The organism is Neobacillus sp. S1115 (genome assembly GCF_055385565.1).
This window is the reverse complement of sequence record NZ_AP038275.1, coordinates 4,054,616-4,077,026: the sequence shown is the minus strand read 5'-3', so window position 1 is coordinate 4,077,026 and position 22,411 is coordinate 4,054,616. Positions and strand designations below refer to the sequence as shown.

19 protein-coding genes, 1 pseudogene and 1 riboswitch are annotated in these 22,411 nt (G+C 41.4%); of the genes and pseudogenes, 15 read left to right on the top strand and 5 right to left on the bottom strand.

Annotated elements, in window-relative coordinates; all coding sequences use genetic code 11:
* The first annotated feature begins 108 nt into the window (after positions 1-108).
* The 8 genes from ACZ5B7_RS19715 to ACZ5B7_RS19680 all read left to right on the top strand — a co-directional run bounded on the left by ACZ5B7_RS19715 (position 109) and on the right by ACZ5B7_RS19680 (position 9,766).
* On the top strand, positions 109-552 hold the full coding sequence (locus tag ACZ5B7_RS19715) for a hypothetical protein (RefSeq protein ID WP_464490707.1): 444 nt from the start codon (positions 109-111) through the stop codon (positions 550-552).
* 132 nt (positions 553-684) lie between these two features.
* Positions 685-1,134, top strand: a complete 450-nt coding sequence (locus tag ACZ5B7_RS19710; protein WP_464490706.1) for an OsmC family protein — start codon at positions 685-687, stop codon at positions 1,132-1,134.
* An 86-nt stretch (positions 1,135-1,220) separates the two neighbouring features.
* Positions 1,221-1,421, top strand: a riboswitch (cobalamin riboswitch).
* A 137-nt stretch (positions 1,422-1,558) separates the two neighbouring features.
* A complete protein-coding gene (locus ACZ5B7_RS19705; RefSeq protein ID WP_464490705.1) occupies positions 1,559-3,847 on the top strand; it encodes a ribonucleoside-diphosphate reductase subunit alpha in 2,289 nt (762 codons plus the stop codon).
* A gap of 15 nt (positions 3,848-3,862) precedes the next feature.
* Complete coding sequence (locus ACZ5B7_RS19700) at positions 3,863-4,900, top strand: ribonucleotide-diphosphate reductase subunit beta (protein ID WP_464490704.1); 1,038 nt, start codon at positions 3,863-3,865, stop codon at positions 4,898-4,900.
* Complete coding sequence (locus ACZ5B7_RS19695) at positions 4,897-5,352, top strand: flavodoxin domain-containing protein (RefSeq protein ID WP_464490703.1); 456 nt, start codon at positions 4,897-4,899, stop codon at positions 5,350-5,352. Before ACZ5B7_RS19700 ends, ACZ5B7_RS19695 begins: the two co-directional genes overlap by 4 nt.
* Positions 5,353-5,513: 161 nt before the next feature.
* A complete protein-coding gene (locus ACZ5B7_RS19690) occupies positions 5,514-7,202 on the top strand; it encodes a bifunctional metallophosphatase/5'-nucleotidase (protein ID WP_464490702.1) in 1,689 nt (562 codons plus the stop codon).
* Positions 7,203-7,391: 189 nt separating this feature from the next.
* Entirely contained in the window at positions 7,392-8,318 is a 927-nt protein-coding gene (locus ACZ5B7_RS19685; protein WP_464490701.1) for a DMT family transporter, read from the top strand.
* 161 nt (positions 8,319-8,479) lie between these two features.
* Entirely contained in the window at positions 8,480-9,766 is a 1,287-nt protein-coding gene (locus ACZ5B7_RS19680) for an allantoate amidohydrolase (protein ID WP_464490700.1), read from the top strand.
* Between the two features lie 207 nt (positions 9,767-9,973).
* On the opposite strand, the gene ACZ5B7_RS19675 is transcribed toward ACZ5B7_RS19680, so the two are convergent.
* The gene (locus ACZ5B7_RS19675) at positions 9,974-10,885 is read right to left on the bottom strand and encodes a molybdopterin-dependent oxidoreductase (protein WP_464490699.1); all 912 of its coding nucleotides are present in this window, start codon (positions 10,883-10,885) and stop codon (positions 9,974-9,976) included.
* Between the two features lie 114 nt (positions 10,886-10,999).
* Here ACZ5B7_RS19675 and ACZ5B7_RS19670 point away from each other — a divergent pair, with 114 nt between their 5' ends.
* From ACZ5B7_RS19670 to ACZ5B7_RS19650, 5 genes are all read left to right on the top strand, one after another.
* Positions 11,000-11,173: a hypothetical protein gene (locus ACZ5B7_RS19670; RefSeq protein WP_464490698.1), complete on the top strand. Its 174-nt coding sequence runs from the start codon at positions 11,000-11,002 to the stop codon at positions 11,171-11,173.
* Between the two features lie 105 nt (positions 11,174-11,278).
* Positions 11,279-12,424: a DUF3800 domain-containing protein gene (locus tag ACZ5B7_RS19665; RefSeq protein ID WP_464490697.1), complete on the top strand. Its 1,146-nt coding sequence runs from the start codon at positions 11,279-11,281 to the stop codon at positions 12,422-12,424.
* A gap of 23 nt (positions 12,425-12,447) precedes the next feature.
* The gene (locus ACZ5B7_RS19660; protein ID WP_464490696.1) at positions 12,448-14,073 is read left to right on the top strand and encodes an amidohydrolase; all 1,626 of its coding nucleotides are present in this window, start codon (positions 12,448-12,450) and stop codon (positions 14,071-14,073) included.
* Positions 14,074-14,246: 173 nt separating this feature from the next.
* Complete coding sequence (gene argH / locus ACZ5B7_RS19655) at positions 14,247-15,737, top strand: argininosuccinate lyase (RefSeq protein WP_464490695.1); 1,491 nt, start codon at positions 14,247-14,249, stop codon at positions 15,735-15,737.
* A gap of 145 nt (positions 15,738-15,882) precedes the next feature.
* On the top strand, positions 15,883-16,614 hold the full coding sequence (locus ACZ5B7_RS19650) for a gamma-glutamyl-gamma-aminobutyrate hydrolase family protein (protein ID WP_464490694.1): 732 nt from the start codon (positions 15,883-15,885) through the stop codon (positions 16,612-16,614).
* Between the two features lie 63 nt (positions 16,615-16,677).
* Here ACZ5B7_RS19650 and ACZ5B7_RS19645 read toward each other — a convergent pair whose 3' ends face one another.
* The 3 genes and pseudogenes from ACZ5B7_RS19645 to ACZ5B7_RS19635 all read right to left on the bottom strand — a co-directional run bounded on the left by ACZ5B7_RS19645 (position 16,678) and on the right by ACZ5B7_RS19635 (position 19,045).
* Positions 16,678-18,231 carry a DEAD/DEAH box helicase family protein gene (locus ACZ5B7_RS19645; RefSeq protein WP_464494533.1) on the bottom strand — a complete coding sequence of 518 codons (1,554 nt, stop codon included), beginning with the start codon at positions 18,229-18,231 and terminating at the stop codon, positions 16,678-16,680.
* 18 nt (positions 18,232-18,249) lie between these two features.
* Positions 18,250-18,312, bottom strand: a pseudogene (locus ACZ5B7_RS19640) (hypothetical protein); the annotation flags it as partial.
* Positions 18,290-19,045, bottom strand: a complete 756-nt coding sequence (locus ACZ5B7_RS19635; RefSeq protein ID WP_464490693.1) for a TOTE conflict system archaeo-eukaryotic primase domain-containing protein — start codon at positions 19,043-19,045, stop codon at positions 18,290-18,292. The pseudogene ACZ5B7_RS19640 and the gene ACZ5B7_RS19635, both read right to left, overlap by 23 nt.
* A 295-nt stretch (positions 19,046-19,340) precedes the next feature.
* On the opposite strand from ACZ5B7_RS19635, the gene ACZ5B7_RS19630 reads away from it, so the two are divergent.
* Positions 19,341-19,685, top strand: a complete 345-nt coding sequence (locus ACZ5B7_RS19630) for a hypothetical protein (RefSeq protein ID WP_464490692.1) — start codon at positions 19,341-19,343, stop codon at positions 19,683-19,685.
* A gap of 715 nt (positions 19,686-20,400) precedes the next feature.
* On the opposite strand, the gene ACZ5B7_RS19625 is transcribed toward ACZ5B7_RS19630, so the two are convergent.
* The gene (locus tag ACZ5B7_RS19625) at positions 20,401-21,147 is read right to left on the bottom strand and encodes a YoaK family protein (RefSeq protein WP_464490691.1); all 747 of its coding nucleotides are present in this window, start codon (positions 21,145-21,147) and stop codon (positions 20,401-20,403) included.
* Between the two features lie 164 nt (positions 21,148-21,311).
* On the opposite strand from ACZ5B7_RS19625, the gene ACZ5B7_RS19620 reads away from it, so the two are divergent.
* Complete coding sequence (locus ACZ5B7_RS19620; protein WP_464490690.1) at positions 21,312-22,373, top strand: LLM class flavin-dependent oxidoreductase; 1,062 nt, start codon at positions 21,312-21,314, stop codon at positions 22,371-22,373.
* Positions 22,374-22,411 lie beyond the last annotated feature (38 nt).

Below are 22,411 nucleotides of genomic sequence, written 5' to 3'. Positions count from 1 at the left end.
CTAATATTCCGATTTTTCAAATATAAGTGTAAAATAAAAGTAGGAAAAATACTCCATTTTGATTCGCCATACGATTTTTCCAAATCAAAACGAAAGAAGATGGAGAAAATGGACAAAACGAAGTTTTTATCGAACATGGCCGGAACAGTGTTGACATTGGTCGGGATTGCGGCAATTACGGTTGGACTGGGGCTGATTGTGGCGCCCGATGGAGATGGTTTCAAGCTATCAGTTGAGCTCTTGAAAAATACTCCGTTCAGGGACTATCTCATTCCCGGTATCGTTTTGTTGACAGTGATTGGAGTAGGAAGTTTATTGGCGGCAATTCTAGCATTTAAGCTTCATCGGTTCGCAGGAGCAGCGACCTTGCTGCTTGGCTTGGCACTCGTCCTGTTTATTGTGGCCCAAGTCTATTGGATTGGTACAGGAAGCGGTTTATTGCCGATTTTAATGATTGTTGGGATTGTGGAGATGGGCTTAGGAGTTTTGATCATGGCAGTGGATTCCAATCATCAAATGTTCCACCGCCATCATAATCACCATGCACATTAAAGGGAAGAATGGAGGAATTTTACATTGAAAATGTAAGATTCCTTTTTGTCATTTTTTGCAGGGTTTTAGGAATTTTTGTTGAAAGGTTAAAAAGGATGGTTTCATAAAAAATGTTAAAGGGGTATTTGCAAAATGGAAAGTTTTCACTTTAAAGTAAATGGCAGCTGGCAGGGAGATCGGAATGGGAAGGGGCATATTCAAGGAGGCGGGCTTGATATTACTGTCTCCGCACCGGCGGATATGGAGGGTCCAGGAATCGGGTCAAATCCGGAGGAGCTGCTTATTTCTTCTTCCAATAATTGTTATATGATTACACTAGGGGCGATGCTGGGGAATCGTAAAATTGAGCTAGAAAAACTCGAGGTTGTTTCTGAGGGTGTAGTTGACAGGGAGGATGGCAAATTGAAGTTTAAACAAATTATCCATCGTCCAGTTTTTTATATTAATAGTGACTCGGGGATCTCTCCAGAAAAATTGCTAGAGATTGCAGTCCGAGCAGAAAAAGCTTGCTTTATTTCTCAGACATTACGGCCAAGTATCGATATTTCAGTAGAGCCAAATGTTGTCGTTGATGGAAAATAATACTTGACCAAAAAATGAGCTTGTACTAATATTTATATTAGTTTTTCTATATATTGTTTTGTTTACAAAACTAAAAACTATATATTGTGTTAGCCTTAAAGAGAGACGCCGAATACGGCTTAATAGGGAATCCGGTGTGATGCCGGAACTGCCCCCGCAACTGTAAATGCTGACGAAATGAGCAAACCACTGTATAAGAATGCTTATGAAAATAGGTGCTTATATGGGAAGGGCTTAGAGTAGAGGGATGCATAAGTCAGGAGACCTGTCTTTCTTAAGATGTTTCAACTTCTTCGGGGATTGAGAAGAGGAAACGACGGCGACAGAAAAGAAGGCATGGTTTCCTTTTTCTTTTTTTGTTGTTTGCTCGTTTCATCCGCTCGGATCCCCCCGAAGCGGATTTTTTATTTATAGGGGGAAAACCATGACCACACAGGAAAAATCAGATTTATACGAAGTATTAGAATCGATTAAGGAAGTTTCGATGAAATACAAGCTGGATACAACGGGGCTGGAAAAACAAATTATGGAGCTAGATATGTCAAAAGAGGAGGCAAATCAGCAGGGATTATTATATGCAGTTAACAAAATTGCAATGGACCAGCCGGATTGGACTTTTGTTGCGGCCCGCTTATATCTGTATGAACTCTATATTAATGCAGCGGAGAATAGAGGCTATGATTCTTCACTAAAATATGGGGATCTACACGGCTTAATTATACATTTAAGTAGTATTGGGATTTATTCTAGTGACCTATTAAATTTATATACGAAAGAGGAAATAGAGGAATTAGCGAAAGAGATTAATCCTGACCGGGATGAGTTATTTAATTACATAGGGTTATTCCTATTGGCAGACCGTTATCTTGCCCGGGACCATAATCGAAACATTTTCGAACTACCGCAGGAACGTTTCATGATCATTGCCATGACAATCATGAAATACGAGAAAAAGGGCGTGAGGATAAAACTGGTAAAAGAAGCTTACTGGGCATTGAGTAATTTATATATGACTGTTGCCACCCCCACCTTGGCGAATGCCGGAAAAAGCTTTGGTCAGCTGTCCTCCTGCTTCATTGATACGGTGGACGATTCCCTTGATGGCATCTATTTAAATAACTGGGACATTGCCCGGTTAAGCAAAGATGGCGGCGGGATTGGGATTTACTTTGGGAAGGTGAGGGCATTAGGCTCAGACATTAAAAAGTTCAAGGGTAATTCCTCCGGTGTCGTACCATGGGTTAAATTGGTCAACGATACCGCCGTCAGTGTTGATCAATTAGGCCAGCGCCAGGGGGCAATTGCTGTTTACTTGGATTTGTTTCACAAGGATCTAATGAACGGGTTCCTGGATTTGAAAACGAACAATGGGGACGAACGCCGGAAAGCACATGATATTTTTACAGGTGTCTGCGTGCCGGATCTTTTTATGGAAAAACTGCAGGAGACTGATGGCACTGGCAGAAGCATCGGCGAGTGGCATACCTTTTGTCCTCATCAAGTGAAGCAGGTGATGGGCTGGAAAGATGCCGATGGAAATCCCCTAGGGATAGAGGATTTTTACGATGAAATTGACCGGAAATATTTTACGGAGAAATATGAAGAAGCTGTTAACCATCCGTTACTGCCGCGAAAAACGTATAGGGCTATGGATATAATGGCGCGAATCATGATGGTGCAATTGGAAACGGGGACCCCGTATATGTTTTACCGGGATGAGGTCAACCGGCAAAATCCCAATAAACATTTATTAGGAAAGGGCCGCACCTCGATTTTCTGCAGCAACCTTTGTACGGAAATCACGCAAAATATGTCGGCGACGAAAATTGTTAACGAATACCAGGATCAGGAAGGAAATATAGTAATTGTTCGAAAACCTGGTGATTTCGTGGTATGTAATCTATCGTCTATTAATCTTGCCAAAGCAGTCCCGGCTAAGGTAATGGAGCGTTTGGTCCGTATCCAGGTCAGAATGCTGGATAATGTCATTGATTTAAATACCATTTCGGTAGGACAGGCGCAGTTGACGAATCAAAAATTCCGGGCTATCGGTCTCGGTACGTTTGGATGGCATCATCTTTTAGCGTTGAAGGGGATACACTGGGAATCGGAGCGGGCTGTTGAATTTGCGGACGAGCTTTATGAGGAGATTGCCTACTATACCATCCGTTCCTCAATGGAATTGGCCCGTGAAAAAGGAGCTTACAGTCAGTTCCATGGTTCGGAGTGGCAGACCGGGGAGTATTTTGAGCGGAAAAATTACCGCTCTGAACGGTGGCTGGAGATAAAAAAGGAGGTAGCTCAGCACGGGCTCCGGAACGGCTGGTTGATGGCCATCGCTCCGAATTCATCAACAGCTAAAATTGGAGGCTCAACCGACGGTATTGACCCAATTTACTCTGTCGAATTCGCGGAGGAAAAGAAAAACTTTAAGTTTAAAGTGACGGCACCGGATTTGAACCATCGAACGTATATTTATTACCGCCGGGCAAGGCACGAGCTCGATCAGAAGTGGAGCATTCAACAAAATGCGGCCCGCGCACGCCATATTGACCAAGCAATCAGCTTTAACCTTTATGTCCGGCATGATATCAAAGCGAAAGAACTGTTAAACCTTCATATGGAAGCATGGAGGCAGGGGTTGAAGACGACGTACTACGTTAGAAGCACATCGCAAACGGAAATCGAGGAATGCGAAGCTTGTCATAGCTGACAGGAGGAAATAGAGATGAAACTTTTGAAAAAAATTAAACTTTTGAATCCAGAGTTTCCCAATAAGTCAACCGGCATCATTAATGGCCAGTCGTCGGGTTTGCTGAATTGGAATGATATTGCTTATCCACAGATGTATGATTTATATCAAACTTTGTTATCAAATTTTTGGAAAGCTCAAGAGATTAATATGCAGGATGACATAAAACAATGGGACCTGCTTAGTGACATTGAAAAAGATGTATTTTTGCGGATCAATACACAGCTAGCATCACTAGACAGTCTGCAAACACCAACGATGACACAAGTAATGGATTATGTGACCGATTCCAGCTTTAAAGCGATTTTTGCTGTGATTGCCCAGCAGGAGGCAGTCCACAATGAATCCTATTCGTATATTTTGAGCTCGCTAGTTCCGTTAAGAGAGCAGAATGAGCGGTTTAATCAGGCAAAAAGTGACCCGATTGTACAAAAACGGAACCAGCTGATTTTAGATGCGTATGAACGATTTCGTGAAAAGCCCACAGCACAACATTTATTTGAATTAAGTGTAAACTCAATTAACCTCGAGGGGATCTATTTTTATGCGGGCTTTGCTTTTTTCTATCATCTTGCCCGGCAGCAGAAAATGCTGAAAACCAGTACGATGATCAGCTATATTCAGCGGGATGAAATGCAGCATGCGTACTTCATGGCGCAGTTTATTCGGATTCTATTAACTGAAAACTCGGAGCTGTTTACCCAGGAGAATATGGACTATGTCTATCGAACGATTGGACAAGCAGTTGCGCTGGAAAAAGAGTGGGCTTCATTCATTTTGAAGGATATTAACGGGATTGATTTGGGCGAATACGAAGAATACACGGAATACCTTGCCAATAAGCGCCTGCGTCAGCTTGGCCTTGAAAATTTATACACGGATAGGACCAATCCGATGCCGTGGATCCATGTGTTTAGTGATGAAATGCTGAACGGAACAAAATCTGACTTCTTCGAGCAGAAGCCGCGGACCTATTCCAAAGTCACCCAATCAAATGGGTTCGATGAGTTATGAAAATAGCCATCATATATGCTTCAAAAACAGGGAATACGGAGGAATTAGCCTATTTGCTGTGGCGTTTATTTTTACAGAAAAATAGCGATACAGCCTTATTCCGTGTCGACCAATTTCCGGTTTGGGAATTAGCGAGGTTTGATACGGTCGTGATTGGAACCTATACGTGGGGAAATGGGGAAATTCCATATGAAATGATGGAACTGTACCGCGCTTTTGAAACATTGGAGGTCAGAGGTATGATCACGGGGGCGGCAGGGACTGGCGACAGCGGGTACCCAAGATTTTGCGGGGCAGTTGATGAATTTAGGGATATGCTTTATGTTCAGACGAACTTGGCGGCCACTCTTAAAATTGAAGTGATTCCGCAGGCGAAGGACTTAGAGCGATGCAGGAAGTTTGTGGATGCTATTGTACAACGAATCAACCAAAGAATTGCTTTGGGTTCGTAAACAAAAAAATGCGGGAATTAAAAAATAGTTCTCGCATTTTTGGAATTAATTGCAGTCCTATGCGCAAAAGGAGGGATATCACTAGAAAAATTTGCTAAAATAGAAGTGACGTATGAATTCATACGCCAGGGTAAAAATTTAAATGTAAATAGGGGGATTGGATGAAAGTTCAAAAAACGCTTTACCGCAAGTTTTTCTCTGTATTAACTGCTGCAGCCATGATGACAACCGCCACTGCTGCTCTTGCAGCCCCTAAAGAGCCTCCTGCACCGTCAGTAAAAGCACAAGCAAATGCCTCCTATGAATCTGCACTACATAATAAAGACAAAAGCAACTATACGTTGACTATCATGCACACCAATGATACCCATGCACATTTAGACAATGTTGCAAGAAGGATAACCGCTATTAAACAAGTGCGCGAAGCACATCCAAGTTCACTTCTATTGGATGCTGGGGATGTTTTTAGCGGAACACTTTATTTTAACAAGTATGAGGGTCTGGCCGATCTAGAGTTTATGAATCTTGCGGGCTATGACGCGATGACATTTGGTAACCATGAATTTGACAAAGGGACAGCCACCTTGGCGAATTTTGTGAAAGGGGCGGAATTTCCATTTGTCAGCGCAAATGTCGACTTTAAGCAAGATGGAAATATCAACTCGTATTTTAATGATGAAATTAAAAACAATCCCAAGCGCCATGGCGAAATTTACAATGGCATTATTAAAAAGGTAAACGGGGAGAGAATAGGGATTTTTGGATTGACGACCGCCGAAACCGTGGACATTTCCAGCCCAGGCCCTGATGTGGTTTTTCAAAATTATCTAGAAGAAGCAAAACAAGCAGTCAAATCGTTTAAAGAAAAAGGCGTCAATAAAATTATTGCATTGACACATATCGGGTATGATGATGGAGGCGGAGATAACGACCTGACGTTAGCCAAGGAAGTTGATGGGATTGACGTCATCGTCGGCGGGCATACGCATACTAAACTAGACCAGCCGGTCGTGGTAGAAGCCGGCAAGGAGCCGACAGTCATTGTCCAAGCAAATGAATACAGCAAATACCTAGGGACACTAGATGTTCAATTTGATAAAAAAGGAAAAATTGTGAATTTCGGAGGCAAGCTTGTTGATCTTAGTCAAGTGCCAGAAGATCCGGAGGCGGCACAGATACTCGAAACTAAATACAAGCCAGCTGTAGTAAAAATGCAAAAGACCGTGATTGGTAAAACAACGGTTGACTTAATTGGCGGTAATCCGCCTGCACGAACTGTTGAAACCAATCTGGGGAACCTGATTACGGATGGAATGCTTGCCAAAGCAAAAACCATCAACTCAGAAACGGTTATTGCATTCCAAAATGGAGGCGGGATTCGTGCGACTGTGCCTGCGGGGAATATTACCTTGGCGAATGTATTCGAAATCATGCCGTTTGGAAACTCGTTGGGCATCATGAAATTAACGGGTGCGGAAATTAAAGAGGCTCTTGAAATTAGCGTTAAGGACGTACCAAAAGCGTTTGGCGGGTTTCTCCAAGTATCAGGTTTGAAATTTACCTACGATAGCAGTCAACCTGTTGGCCAAAGGGTGAAATCAATTGATGTAAAAGAAGATGGCGTTAACTATGTTCCTCTTGATCCTAATAAAACTTACGTTGTTGCCACGAACACCTTCACGGCAAAAGGCGGAGACGGTTTTACTGTTTTTGCGAAAGCGTACAGTGAAGGTCGTGTCAGCGAACCGGGATATGTCGACTGGGAAACCTTTACTGAATATGTAAACGCCCAAGAAGATAAAACCGTCAGTCCAAGTGTGGAAGGACGCATCGTAAATCTGGCAAATTAGTAGCAGGACATATTTGTAGGCTAAAAAAGAAATCCATAAAAACTAAGATAATACAGTTGGGAATTTTACTTACGGTAAGATTCCCTTTTTAAATGTAAAAATATAGAATTCTAGCAATAAAAATACGTTTCGTGTCACGAAACACCATGCTATAATGGATAACATGATTATAGTAAATTGGAAAGGTTCGTGTACATCCTTATGAATGTCGGCCAAAATAAAGCTTTTATCAGCTTGTTTTTAGTCTCTGTCTTTTGGGGCTGTAATTATCCCATCAGTGCTTATTTGCTTCAAGGGTTTTCCCCAGTATTCTTATCAACTGTCCGGATTTGTATAACATCGCTTTTTCTGATTATAGTTGCGCTCTTTTATAAGGGAATTAAGCGCCCAACAATCTCCGAATGGAGATATCTTGTTGGTGTCGGAATTTTTGGGACGCTGCTGAACCAAACGTTTTATTTTACCGGCCTGAAACATACCACGCCGGCCAATGCGTCATTAATCATTTCGCTGGCACCAATTGCGACTATTATCCTCGAACGGATTATTTTTAAAGTGAAATTAACAGCTAAAAAATCTTTAGGGGCTATTATCAGTTTGATTGGTGTTTTTTCAATTATTGGGGTGGCCGGTGGATCATTAGGAATCTCTTGGGGAGATTTTAATATTTTTATAGCAATGCTTTGTTTGTCGATCAGTATTTTATTTATCCGCGGCTTATCCCAAACCATGCCTTCTTTTGTGGTCACGGTTTACGCGACCGTTTTAGGGAGTGTCTTAATGATTCCTGCTGCAGGAGTGGAAGAAATGGTGATCGGAACCACCATTAGTCATTCTGTCTTCATGTGGTCGTTGCTAATTTTTGCAGCGATATTTGCCCAAGGAATGGCCGGTTTTTGGTGGAATAGCGGGGTGGCAAAGGTGGGAGCAGGAACGGCTTCCATGTTCATGAACATCCAGCCGTTTGTCGCTATTCTTGCTTCACATTTCATATTAGGGAACCGGATTATGCTGTCGCAAATTTTAGGGGGAATCTTAGTGCTGCTGGGGGTTTATATCGCCAACATGCCTAGTTTCAAACCGATCATGGCCGTTGAACATAAGAAAAGCATCTAATATATTTTAAAGGGCAGTGAATATTATCAATCACTGCTCTTTTTGTACCTGAAAAGGTAGAGTCCTAGGAATTCCCCGGAGTAAATAAAGTTAATCAGCATTTGCATTTATTACATAGGAATAATTTAATAAAATAGAAAATATAAGAACGGAGGTAAGCTATGTTGACAGAAAAACTTTTAACAAAACTCAAAGAAGATTTTGAACCCTCACTCAATCACTCCGGAATAGACGGAGACCGTCTAGCGAAAAGATTGGCCAAGCTTTCCGAAATCGGTGCTACCCCTGAAGGCGGAGTGAATCGTCCCGGTTTTTCAGCAGAGGAAAAGCAAGCTAAAGAATTGGTGAAAACATGGATGCAAGAGGCTGGCTTAAAGGTATGGGAAGATGGTGCAGGGAATGTATTCGGAAGATTGGCTGGATTAGATGATGCCCTGCCAGCGATTGCATCAGGTTCCCATGTCGATAGTGTCCCAAATGGAGGGAATTTTGACGGCCCGCTTGGTGTATTGGCCGCCCTTGAGGTAGTCGAGGCATGGAAAGAAACGGGGCATCGCTCGCAACGTCCATTTGAAGTTGTCATTTTTTCGGATGAAGAGGGAGCTCGGTTTAATGGCAGTTTAACAGGAAGCATGAGTTTGATGGGAACGCTTGATATCGAAAAACAGCTTCAATTGACTGATTATAATGGGGATTCATTTGAAGAAGTCCTTGAAAAATATGGGACTAGTCTCGACGAATTGAAAAAGGCATCCAGCCACAAGAAGGACATTGGATTATTTGTTGAGGTACATATTGAACAGGGAAAGCGGCTTGAAAAGGCAGGGCTCCCTGTCGGCATTGTCAGCGGAATAGCGGGGCCATGCTGGCTGGAAATTATTTTTTCAGGAAAGGCAGGTCACGCCGGAAATACACCGATGGATGACCGGAAGGATGCGCTAGTTGCTGCAGGTGAATTCGTGGTTGCGGTGGAGACATTCCCTGAAAAAGTAAGCTCTACTGCCGTTGCAACGGTTGGTAAGCTTTCTGTTCATCCAAATGGGGTAAACGTCATCCCAGGAGAGGTCTCATTGTTTGCTGATATTCGTGACATTTACGAGAATACCCGTGATGAACTCGTCTCGCTTGTTATTGAAAAAGCAAAATCCATTGCAGAAAAACGAGGGATTGAGGTATCGATTAAGGTGAATACCTCTGTTAAGCCTGTACCGATTGATGAAAACATTCAAGAGAAATTGGAAAAAGCATTTCAAGAAAATCAAATTGAGCCAATGAGATTACCAAGCGGTGCCGGTCATGATTCAATGATCGTAGGAGAGGAGATCCCAGTTGGCATGATTTTTGTAAGAAGCAAAGACGGAATCAGCCACAATCCAAAAGAATGGTCCTCCCTAAACGATTGCGTAATATCAGTGCATGTACTAAAAAGCTTTATTGAAAGCTTGTAAAACGCGGGGACGGTTCTTCTGCTTCTGAAGCAGAAGAACCGTCCCTATGCATCACTATTCTACCTTAATTTTAATCTGTGACACCGCATTGTATCCATATCCCTTCCGGTTCCTGAAAGCGGTATCGGGCTGCAAATGGCCGTTTGAATCATAGGCACGGACCTTGATGGAGTATTCGCGATTTTTTTCAAATACAACAGAATATGACTACTTAATCCATTGATATTGTCGGGGCTGGCCATGGAAAATGGCCGGCTTCCATGTTCCGCCATCATCCAAACTAACCTCAACGGATATAACCACACCTTCGCCAGTCCAAGCGAAACCCTTTATTTCATGCTGGCCAGGCTGCAAGATTTGCCGGTCAAGCGGCTGCTGAATAATTGAATTTACATGGCTCACTGTCACAGGGACGGCCTCTTCATTATTGTTTTTATGAGGATAATAGACATAATCATCTGTCTGGAAGGGCCCGGAAAAAGGATGGTCCACTACACGAATGGTTTTTAGCCACTTTACTGACGCCATTCCGTACCAGCCGGGAACGATTAATCGAAACGGAAATCCATTTTTCGGGCTAATCTGTTTGTGATTATGTTCCCAGGCAACGATGACATCATGTTCCATGGCTTTTTTTAGCGGAAGGCTTCTTACGAAAGGAACATGTTGACCTTTCTTGATCCCAGAATCATTACCCTCAAAGACCACTTCATGGGCACTATCCTGAACTCCAGCAATCTGAAGCAGATGAAAGAGGGGTACCCCTTTCCATGTCCCTTGGCTAATCGCCCCATCCTTCCATTGCTCTCCAAACACTTTTGGTCTGAAGTGGGCTCGTTTGTTCCCAGAACACTCAACCACAGCGGTCACTGTTCGGGAAGGCATTGTAATGATTTGGTTGTATGGAATGGTAATGGGAGTCTTCACTGCGCCGGTGATGGCTAGATAGTACGAATGGTTGGAAAGGGCGGGATATTGAAAATGATTTCTTCGATAGATTAATGCGGTTGGCGTTTCACTGTTTTCAAGAAAATGGATGGGTGTTTCCTGATTTTCGGGTTGTAAACTGCGGGTTGTTAGGTAAGGTTTATTTTTAAAAAAAGGATCTCTTGGATACAAACAATCACTCCTTTCCTACCTTATAAATATATTAGAAATATAGACTTATATAAGTTAAAGCCCTTGTCAAAAATAAAATGAGAAGGTTTTATTTTTAGGATGAGGTGAAAATCAATGAATGAACCAATGGAGTATCCGTACATCCTGTACAACGAAGTCATCTTGTATCTTGAATCTAAGTGGCGACGTTCTTTAGATGAGCATGAAAGACACGTGCTGATCGAGGGCTACAAATATGGAAGAATGGTCGAAGCGGAAAACGAAATCAGAATACTGTTTGCAAAGTAAAGCGGATGATTCCGCTTTATTTTTTTACCATTGAAAAATTGAAGGGATTCCCAGAATTTTGTTGAATAAATAGGTAAATTTCTTTTTATGGTGAGGTGGGAAAAATTGACCGAGTTACAATTAGCTTTTATCGATGAATTTGGAAATTATGGATTTGATTTTGACAACCACGAACATTCGACCCACTTTATCATTATTTCCATTCTTGTAAAAGAATCTGAAAAAGAAAACCTGGAACAGCAGCTGCAAAACTATTTTCCCTCAGAATCTGGGCCTATGGATGATGCCCAAAAATCCAAGGTATTGCAGGAAATAAAGGATTTGCCTTTTACTATATATGCCTACGTAATTGATAAAAGAAAGGTAAGAGAAGACAGCGGCATCATGCATCAAACGCCTTTTATTAAATATATAAATAGGATGGTTTATGAGGACTTAAATAGAACCTTTGATCAGCTTGATCTTGTAACGGATGAATCTGAAGGGAAGAAATTCTTGCAGGAATTTAAAAGGTACATCATAGCAAGGAGTATTCCAGATTTATTCAATTATTCTTCGTTTGGGTTCAATAACAGCCAGTCTGATATCTTGCTTCAATTGGCCTGCTTAATTGCGGAGACTTTGGGCAATAGCTACGACCGTACTTCTTATTCCGTTCATTCCCATTCATTGCTAAAAATGATTAAACATAAAATTGCCGCTCTTAATCTGCTGCCTTTGGATTACCGACATTTTCTTTATGATTACAAAACAGACCCCACTGACTCCCGATACAACGAGGTAATCATCAAACAGGCTGTCAATTCCTCCTATCAATATATCGAAAAACATCGTAAGAGTGAGGAAGAGGACGAAAGGCTCCGAATCGATTTCTTGAAGTTTCTTTTGTTCAATCTGAAGGAAAATCCGGATGAATACGTCTATACTCAAGAAATTCTCGATAATTTAAATGCCATTCGGGATATAAAAATGAATCAGCATTATTTCCGCTCCAACATTGTTTCGAAGCTGCGTGATAGCGGGTTGTTAATCGCCAGCAGCAATAAAGGCTACAAGCTGCCTATATGTTTAAACGATTTATATGATTTTGTGAATCTATCAAGTTTGACCATCCATCCGATGATCCAGAGAATATCCAAGTGCAGGGATCAGATTCTGCTGGCAACTAACAATGAAATCGACATTCTTGACCAAAAAGAATATGGCTATTTGAAAAAAATCATTGAATTGGAAAAGTTGACTATTAACTGAATGTATTAGGAGGGGTTAGCCAGATGGGGAAAAAGACTTTGTTTATTAATGGCGAAGTAATTACCGTCAATCCAAAGGATGAAATTTGCAGTGCAGTTGCTGTTGAGGGAAGGAAGATTATAGCGGTTGGCAGTACAGAAGAGATTTTGAAGTTAAAAGATGAAACATGTAAAATCATTGATTTAAACGGGAGGACCCTTCTTCCGGGCTTTATTGAGTCCCATCTTCATATTACCATTTATGGAACAAATGAATTATCTGTTTCCTGTAAGGATGAATCGGTCCAATCCATCGCTGATTTGCTGAAAAAGCTGAAAGAAAGGGCAAAGGAAACACCCAAAGGGGAATGGATTCGGGCTTGGGGATATAATGACCAAAAAATTGCTGATGGACGTTTTCCAACGAAGGAGGAATTGGATAGCGTTTCGAACGAACATCCAATTATTGTCATACGTGCTTGCGGTCATATATCTGCAGTGAATAGTTATGTGCTGAAACTGGTATCCATCGATAAAAATACTCCCAATCCAGATGGTGGTAAAATTGGGCGGCAAGCAGATGGAGAGCCATGCGGATTGTTGATTGAAAATGCCCATATGCAAGTTTTTCAAACAGCTGGTTTTTCCCGTGAAGAAATCCGTAAGGCCCATATCATTGCGTCCAGGCATTTTGCTAAAAAAGGAATAACTTCTGTCCATGATGCATCCGGGTATGGAATAGCAAATGTAGAAGCCCTTCAAGAGGATTGTGAAAATGGTGTGATTAAGCAGCGAGTCTATGCGATGATCGGGGCACTCAACGAAGCTGAGAAGGTCGTCCGGTATTTTGTTGATTTAGGTGTCAAAACCAAGGATGGAAATGATCGTTTTAAATACGGTCCAGTAAAGTTATTCCTCGATGGAAGCAGCAGCGGCCCAACCGTTTGGACAAGGGAGCCTTACGATAGTGATCCAACTAATTACGGCATCCATTATTACCGCCAGGAAGAAATCGAGGAACTGTTTATTCCAGCGCATCAAAAAGGGTGGCAAATTACTGCTCACGCCCAAGGAGATGCTGCCATCGATATGTTGCTCACTTGCATCGAGAAAGCAAACCGCTTGTACCCACGAAAAGATACGCGGCATCGAATCGAACATGCGGGAATTGCACAAAAAGATCTTATTGAAAGGATGAAAGAGCAAGGGGTCATTCCAACACCAAATCCGGCTTTTTTCTATGAATATGGTGATGGTTATATCAAAAATTATGGTGATCGGGCCAAACAAATGTATCCATTGAACAGCTACAAACAGGCAGGTGTGCCGGCTGCGATTGCCTCGGACTGTCCGGTGACAGATTTCAATCCAATGAGGGGCATACATAGTGCCCTGACAAGGCTCTCACCAACGGGAAAAGTTGTCGGTGATAAAGAAAGGATTGGGCTCTTGGACGCCATCCGAATGTTAACATGGAACGGTGCTTATGCCTCTTTTAGCGAAAAGGAAACCGGGTCAATTGAACCGGGAAAACTGGCAGACTTAATTATACTCGATCGTTCCATCCTTAAAACAGAAACTGACGAAATACCATCGATTCAAGTGGTGTGGACCATGATAGATGGTGAGGTTGTTCATGAAGAACTACATATAAATGAACACGTGGGTTAAGAAAATTTAAGGGCAGAATATGGGAAAAACTCCTTTTCGAAGGGGTTTTTTTGTCTTTTCAGTCAGCAAACTAACTAACTGTCACTGTCATTAAATTTACTTCGTATAAATATAGAAAGGAAGTTTGGAAAAAGAAGTAAAATTATCAGTTTCATGAAATCGGAGTGGACAGGATGAACAAGCATCGTGAATTTCTCAAAAATGAAGGAAATACATTTCCAGGTAAAACCTATATAGAAGAACTGTTAAAGCCCATTTTTTATGACCAACGTGATTTCTTATTTGAGGCAATGTTCTATATTCATCGTGCCCATGTGATTATGCTTACGGAACAACAAATAATCAAAAAAGACGAAGCCAAAATAATGCTTGATGGAATTGATAAAGTCTCAAAAACTGATATTAATGAAATTTCCTTTGACCCTAAATATGAGGATTTATTTTTCATGATGGAGGCCAAAATAGCAGAGGAAATTGGTGATGATCTAGCTGGGAATATCCATATCGGTCGAAGTAGAAATGATATGGGGGTAGCCATGTACCGATTGGTGCTGAGGGAGCAGCTTTTACGACTGATAGGTGATGTGTATCGGCTCTGTGAAGTATTATTAGAGCAATCAGAGCGTAATGTGGAAACCTATATGACGGCTTATACCCATACACAGCCGGCACAGCCGACGACGTTAGGGCATTATTTTTTGGCGATATATGATGTCTTACAGCGTGATTTAAAGCGATTATGGTCTGCCTTTGAAACAGTAAACCAATCACCACTTGGAGCGGCAGCGTTAGCAACGACAGGTTTTCCCATCAGCCGGTCGCGGACGGCAGAGCTGTTGGGGTTTGACCGAATTGTTGAGAATTCCTATGATTCCATCGCGGGAGCTGATTACTTATTGGAATCGGCAACTGCAATCATGAATTGTATGGTCAATACCGGTAGATGGATCCAGGATTTCTTATTATATGTAACGAGGGAATTTAGCGCATTTAAAGTAGCTGACCCGTATGTACAAGTCAGCAGCATCATGCCTCAAAAACGGAATCCAGTTTCGGTGGAGCATTCCCGCTCGCTTGCGAGCAGTTCTGTTGGTGAGGCGCTCGCTGCCATCCAAATGATTCACAATACGCCTTTCGGGGATATCGTTGATACAGAGGATGATCTGCAGCCGCATTTATACCGGGCATTTGCGAAAGCTAACCGCGTGATGAAGCTGATGTATGCTGTGATATTGACTCTTCAGGTTAATAAGGGTCATTTAAAAGCGATGTCCGAAAAAGCATGCATCACGATTACGGAACTGGCCGATACACTAACGAGGAAATATAAGATCTCTTTTAGGAAGGCTCATTCGGTTGCAAGCACAATTGCCAATAAAACATGTAAGGAACAAAAAGAATTAAATGATTGGAAGATTGATGAGATTAACTCGATGCTGCAAGAATTTGTCGATGTCTCGCTTACTGAGGATGAATGGAAAAATATTGTCTCCCCAGAGTATTTTGTCAGGGTCAGATGCATACAGGGTGGTCCGAATCCAGAAGAGGTGAAGAGGATGACTTGTGAGAGAAAGCGAAACCTTGAATGGAGTATTCAAGAACACCGGCAATTATTGGATAAATTATACAAGAAGAGAAAAATGTTGAGAGATTATTTGTTATAGTTTTTGAGAATCCTTCCCCTATTTATCAGGGGATTTTTTTATCTAACCGATATCAAAATAATATATTATGATATATTTAGATTAATGCAAACAATAAAAAAATAAGCTGTAGTCGTTCAGTACCAAATTCGCAGGGGGAAGAAAAATGCACAAGAAACCAATAATAGGCATAACGGGTGCCTATGTTAACCATAACGAATATATGGAAGGTGTTTATGTCCATCATGATTATCATAAAAGCATAGCGGCAAATGGAGGAATTCCGATTGTGCTTCCTTTTATAAATCCTGAATTGGCTGTTGAAACACTAGGACTATGTGACGGAATCATCCTTAGCGGGGGAGAAGATGTCGATCCAAAGTTTTATGGACAGGACCCACACCGCCGGTTGGGGCCGACCATTCCTGAAAGGGATTTAACCGAAATCGCCATTGTAAAATATGCGATTGAAAACAATATACCGCTGCTTGCAATCTGCCGGGGTGTTCAAATATTAAATGTAGCTTTAGGCGGGACATTAATACAGGATATTCCAAGCCAAGTCAAAGAGCCAATCCAGCATACGCAAAAGATTGATAGGAGCAGGGATAGTCATTGGGTGAATATCTCAAAAGATAGCAAGTTATTTGATATGATAGGTTCTGAACTAGTAAGAGTTAATAGCCTTCATCATCAAGCTTTGGATACGGTCGCTGCTGATTTACGTGTTGTTGCCACGGCTTCTGACGGAATTATTGAAGCAGTAGAGTATATTCATCCAACCACATTCACTTTAGGAGTACAATGGCATCCGGAATCTATGGCGAGTACCGATTTGGTGATGAATAATTTATTTGTGGAGTTCATTAAAAGCAGTATTAAGGTGCCAGTTATTTAAGTGATTTTTGCCGTAAAAATAAAGGAAGGGTGTCAGTTGGTTTTGACACCCTTTACTGAATCTTTAAAACAACCTCATTTGCTCTGATTCAGGTCCTGTCTTGGACTTAGTTTCCGGGAATTTGTATCCCATTGATTTATAGCCCTTCATTCTTTTTTCAAACATAGCTTTCAAAATTGGTTCTTTATGATCTACATAATCAATGACCTTCACTTGGGATTTATCGTCATGGAGTCGATGCAGCCTGCCGACATATTGTTGCAATGTTCCTTCCCAGGATAACGGCATGACTAAAAATAAGGTATCCAATCTAGTATGGTCGAAGCCTTCCCCAATGTACTTTCCGGTGGCAATAACCAGTCTTTCCTCATCATCCGATAACTCTTCTAGTCTTTTTAAATTTTCCTTTTGTTCTCTTTTGCTCATTTGACCGGTTAAGATGATGATGTTTTTGGCAAATCCCGTAAACCTTGATTTTAGCTCAAAGGCGTGCTCTACTCTCTCAGTTAATATAAGTGGGACAGAACCTTTTTCAAGTTCTTTTAAAACATCATCAAAAATCATTTGGTTTCGGATTTCATCCTTAACAAGTTCGCTATAAATGGATTGAATATCTTTCTGTTCTTCTTTCTTTGGAATTCTAAAATTGGTGTACCTTGGCAGAAGGATATGATTGAACGGCCTCACTTTTGCTTGATTTTTAGCGGTAACCTTATGACGAATTGGTCCTAGTTGCATCGTCAAAATTGGGTCCAACCCATCTTTTCTTTTTGGGGTTGCTGTTAACCCATGAACAAATTTTGCATTTGCTGCTTTTAACACTTTCTCAAAACTATAGGCTGCGATGTGGTGACATTCGTCTACAATGATTTGGCCATATTGCATAATTAAATCTTTAATTTCACCGTTATAATTAAGGCTTTGTATGGTTGCGATATCAATGATTCCAGACTGTTTGTTTTTTCCACCGCCAACTTGTCCTATTTGATTAGTTTCCAAACTTAAAAAGTTAGATAGGCTTTGTTTCCACTGCTCGATTAACTGCTTTCGGTGAACAATTACCAATGTATTTACCTTTCTTTCAGCTATAAGGGCAGCTGCAATAACAGTTTTACCAAATCCAGTGGTTGCCGATAGTATCCCATTAGAGTGCTCCAATAATTCTGTGACTGCTTGTTCTTGCTCAGTTCTTAAAGCACCTTGGAAGCTTAACGAAATTTCGGAGCCCTGATTGGTTTCGTCTTGAAAATCTGGTTTAATCTTGTGTTCATTAAGCAATAATATAAGTTCATTATTACATCCTCTAGGCAAAATGAAGAATTGGTCGGTTTCGTCATAACAAGCTATTTTTCTAGGGATTCCATGTGTTGAAAATCGCTTGGCCTGGGCTTTATAAAACTCTGGGTTGTTAAAGGTTGCTAGTTGCATCAGTTTATGGATGAAAGAGGATGGGAGATTCTCCTTTTCTAAATATAATCCATTTTTTTCAATAATCTTCAATTCCGTAGGAAGATTTTTAATCTCAGTTGAGTGGCGTATTTGCTTCACAGGAGCATCGTTATATTCGTTAATTAATTCCTTTACTGATGCAAGTGTCATTTTTCTAACTTGTTTCAAATAACTCCATTGATCGTCAAATGGGACAAAGTTTTCATCAATAAAAAGGCTGTTTCCTTCATTTCTTGTCCGTCCTTGCAAGGGGCAGAGCAATTAAGTTTCCAAAGTTACCTTTAGGCATGGTATCTTGGTTCGGGAATAAACGATCATACGAAGTCATTCCGATCTCATGTCTTTTTTCAATAGTCCACGATAATAAAAGATTACCCAGTTTGCGTGCTAGGGAGGCAGGCAGTGCTTGGTCGAAAAAAATCCATATGTGACAGCCGTTTCCTGAGCGGGACCGTTCAATGTTGGCAGGGACACTCAATTCTTTGCAAGTGTTGTAAAAAGCGAGCGAGTCCATTTGCCAGTTATTTTTATCAAAATCAACCGCTAAAAACCAGCAGGTATCATCTAGTAGCAAGGGATAGATACCAATCGTATGTTTCCCAAATAGATGATCGTAGATTACCTGGTCGGTAAGGGGGAGAAATTTTCGATGCTGACAAACGGCACATTTCACTTTAGGTTTATGGCAAAGTTCCGGATGCCACTCATGTACACAAGCAGGTGAATAACCCTTTCTACCATCACTAGATTCCCTGCGGACGGCAAAAACATCGGTCCTGCCCCTGAAAAGACTTTTGAAAATCTTGATTCTTTCCAGAATCTTTTCCTTTTTAGCTTGTTCCTTCATGGAATTGGTATATGACTGTTGCGGCCGATAATCTATGTTATGAGATTTTAATATTAGCTTTAATAGCTGATTCTCTTGTTTAAGTCTATTGCATTCGTTTAATGCTTGCTGAAGTTGCTGTTCAAGGTTTTGCATTGGAATCCCTCATAATAATTTTAATGAAATCCAAAATAGTATAATATCATTATAGCCAAAGTTGATAGATTTTATAAATTCTTGGATTTGATCAGGATGGCTAAGAAAAAAGAGGCCATTATAGCAGGGGCTGCGGCCGATTCCGGGCAAATGAGAAGTTTAGTGGCAATGGACATAAAATTCTATATGTAAAGACTTTAAAAGATAAGGTAGAGCAGGAGTTGAGGAGGAACAATTCTCTAAGGTAAAACAACGTCATAATCCGTATAGGAAATCTTTAAAAATAAAGCTAATTATGATGAATGATACGGAAGAATATATTATCTTTCAGTATATGGGAAAATGGTACGCTGTTATGGTCGGTAACTATTTTCAAATTCCGGTTATTTTTCGATATAAAAATGATAGAGAAATTCCCTTTGTGATTGCTGAAGAGCTCATGAAAGATTTCGAGGAAGTATGGGAAGTAGTAATGCTAAAGTATGAATATAAAATCGACGAGGGCCATTATCTGGATTACCATTTCATGGATGAATATGATGAAATGGAGTCGAATGAATTAGTGTTGGATTCCGAATATCTTGAACTGGTTGAAAAATTTAGGCTGTTTTTAATGAGGGTTGCTCCTAATAACTTCTAAGACTTCATATGCAAATAAAGATTTTGGAAGGCTTTAAAAAGACAAATGAATGGACTTCAGGGGCTAAAATGTCCAATAAAAGGATTTTAAAAGCCAAATTTAGGGGTATCTTGAGCCTAAGTGTCCAATAGAAGCATTTTATAAAGACAAAACGAGAGGCGGCGCCAAATAGAAGGTTTCTAAAGGACAAAACGAGTGGTGTCAGGAACCGAAATGTCCAATAGAAGGCTTCTAAAGGACAAAACGAGTGGTGTCAGGAACCGAAATGTCCAATAGAAGGTTTCTAAAGGACAAACGAATGGTGTCAGGAACCGAAATGTCCAATAGAAGGTTTCTAAAGGACAAAACGAGTGGTGTCAGGAACCGAAGTGTCCAATAGAAGGCGTCTAAAAGACAAAACGAGGGGTGGTAAGTACCAAAAGCGTCCAATAGAAGGCTTTTAAAAGACAAAACGAGTGGTGTCAGGAACCGAAATGTCCAATAGTGAGGTTTCTAAAGGACAAAACGAGTGGTGTCAGGAACCGAAGTGTCCAATAGAAGGTTTCTAAAGGACAAAACGAGTGGTGTCAGGAACCGAAGTGTCCAATAGTGAGGTTTCTAAAGGACAAAACGAGTGTCATCAGGACCAAAATGCCCAATAGGAGGCTTTTAAAAGACAAAACGAGTGGTGGCAGGTGTCAAAATGTCAAAAAGAAGATATTAAATAGAAAAACTTTTACCCCTTATTCAACAGCGTCCTCGGATTCGCATTTAACACCATCAACGCGCAAATCAATATCCCCGATACAAACCAAATCGCTTTCGTACCGAAATGCTGGGTGAACAGGGTTCCTAGCAATGCTCCCACTAAAAATGATACTATTACAATGCTAAAATCGAAGAATTGCTGGATGCCTTGACGGTTGCGTAACAAAAACGCAGAATAGGCTGCTTCGGCTGCCGTCCGCAAATTACCAGTCACCATCGCAGAATTATAGGGCCACTTTACCAAAGTGCGAAACGACGAAATTTGTACAGAGGAAACGAAGGCAATCGTTATAACCACAAACGTATTAGGCACGGCCGCTGGCAGGGCCCCAACAAACAAAAGGACGAGACTTTCTAAGAAAAGCACCGATCGGGCGGGATGGGGAAACTTCCTCGTAATAAACGGTTGTTTCAAGCTTTGAGCAACTACAACCCCGATTACAAAGGCCAAAATAGGCGGTATATGCCTCAAGCCTTGATCCCAATTTCCTTTTGAAACCTCAACTCCCAACAATACAAGATTACCGGTTTGGGAAGTCGCAAAAACCCCATCTCTGCTCACATAAGTATATGCATCCAAGAATCCGCCAATTAACGCAAGTAGGATACCCAATCCGACGGATTCAGGTGTTAAATGAGGCACTCTTTCAACGCCTCTATGTAGTTGCTCCCGTACAGCATAAAGCGATACCTTCTTATTATAAGTTTTATCCATTAAGATTCTCCCCAAGTACGCTTTTCCTAATAGATTAACCATTTTTTCAACGTATTACATATTAAAATAAGGCGTTCAGGCTATTTTCTTGGAATAATCACACAATAAATGTTAAAAAAGAATTATATATTGCTGGCTTCAAAAGTCTTTCAGGGGGTTTTTTAGTGGAAATAGGTATTAGCACGTTTGTGGAAACAACGCCGGATGTCCAAACCGGCGAGGTAATAAGCCATGCCCAGCGAATTAGGGAAGTGGTTGAGGAAATCGTTTTAGCAGATCAGGTTGGGCTTGATGTATTTGGTGTAGGCGAGCATCATCGAGAGGATTATGCAGCATCTGCACCTGCTGTTATTCTAGCGGCAGCGGCCTCTCAAACCAAACGGATCCGACTGACAAGCGCTGTAACAGTTTTATCCTCTGATGACCCAGTAAGGGTTTTTCAAAATTTCTCAACACTTGACTGTATCTCGAACGGACGGGCCGAAATTATGGCTGGACGAGGTTCCTTTATCGAATCGTTTCCGTTATTCGGATATGATTTAAGTGACTATAATGAGCTTTTTGATGAAAAGCTAGAACTTTTGTTAAAAATACGCGAATCGGAAAAAGTGACCTGGCGTGGAGGGCACCGTCCGGCAATCGATAATCGCGGAGTTTATCCTAGACCAGTTCAGGACCCGCTGCCTGTATGGATTGGCAGCGGTGGTACCAGCGAATCAGTTGTCCGAGCAGGCCTGCTTGGACTTCCTTTAGTCCTCGCTATCATCGGAGGAAGCCCTGTACATTTTGCACCGCTAGTCAAGCTTTATAAACGGGCTGCCGCCCGCGCAGGTCATGACCCGGAGAAGCTTCCGGTTGCCTCGCATTCGCATGGGTTTATAGCGGAGACTACTGAAACTGCTGTTGAAATGTTTTTCCCGCCGACCCAATATGCCATGAATAAACTTGGCAGGGAGCGCGGCTGGGGCCAATACGACCGTACAAGCTTCGATGCTGCCCGCAGCTTTGAAGGGGCTCTTTACGTTGGAGACCCAGAAACGGTCGCCACAAAAATCATTCATTTGCGAAAAAATGTTGGGATTACCCGGTTTATGCTGCATGTCCCTGTTGGCACCATGCCTCATGAAGACGTGATGAAAGCGATTGAGCTTTTAGGAAAAGAAGTGGCACCAATTGTCCGTGAGGAAGTTGCTAAATGGGAAGCGTCTGGCGGAGGAAAAGAATAGGTCTAAATAAAAGAAGGCATGCTTAAGTGGCATGCCTT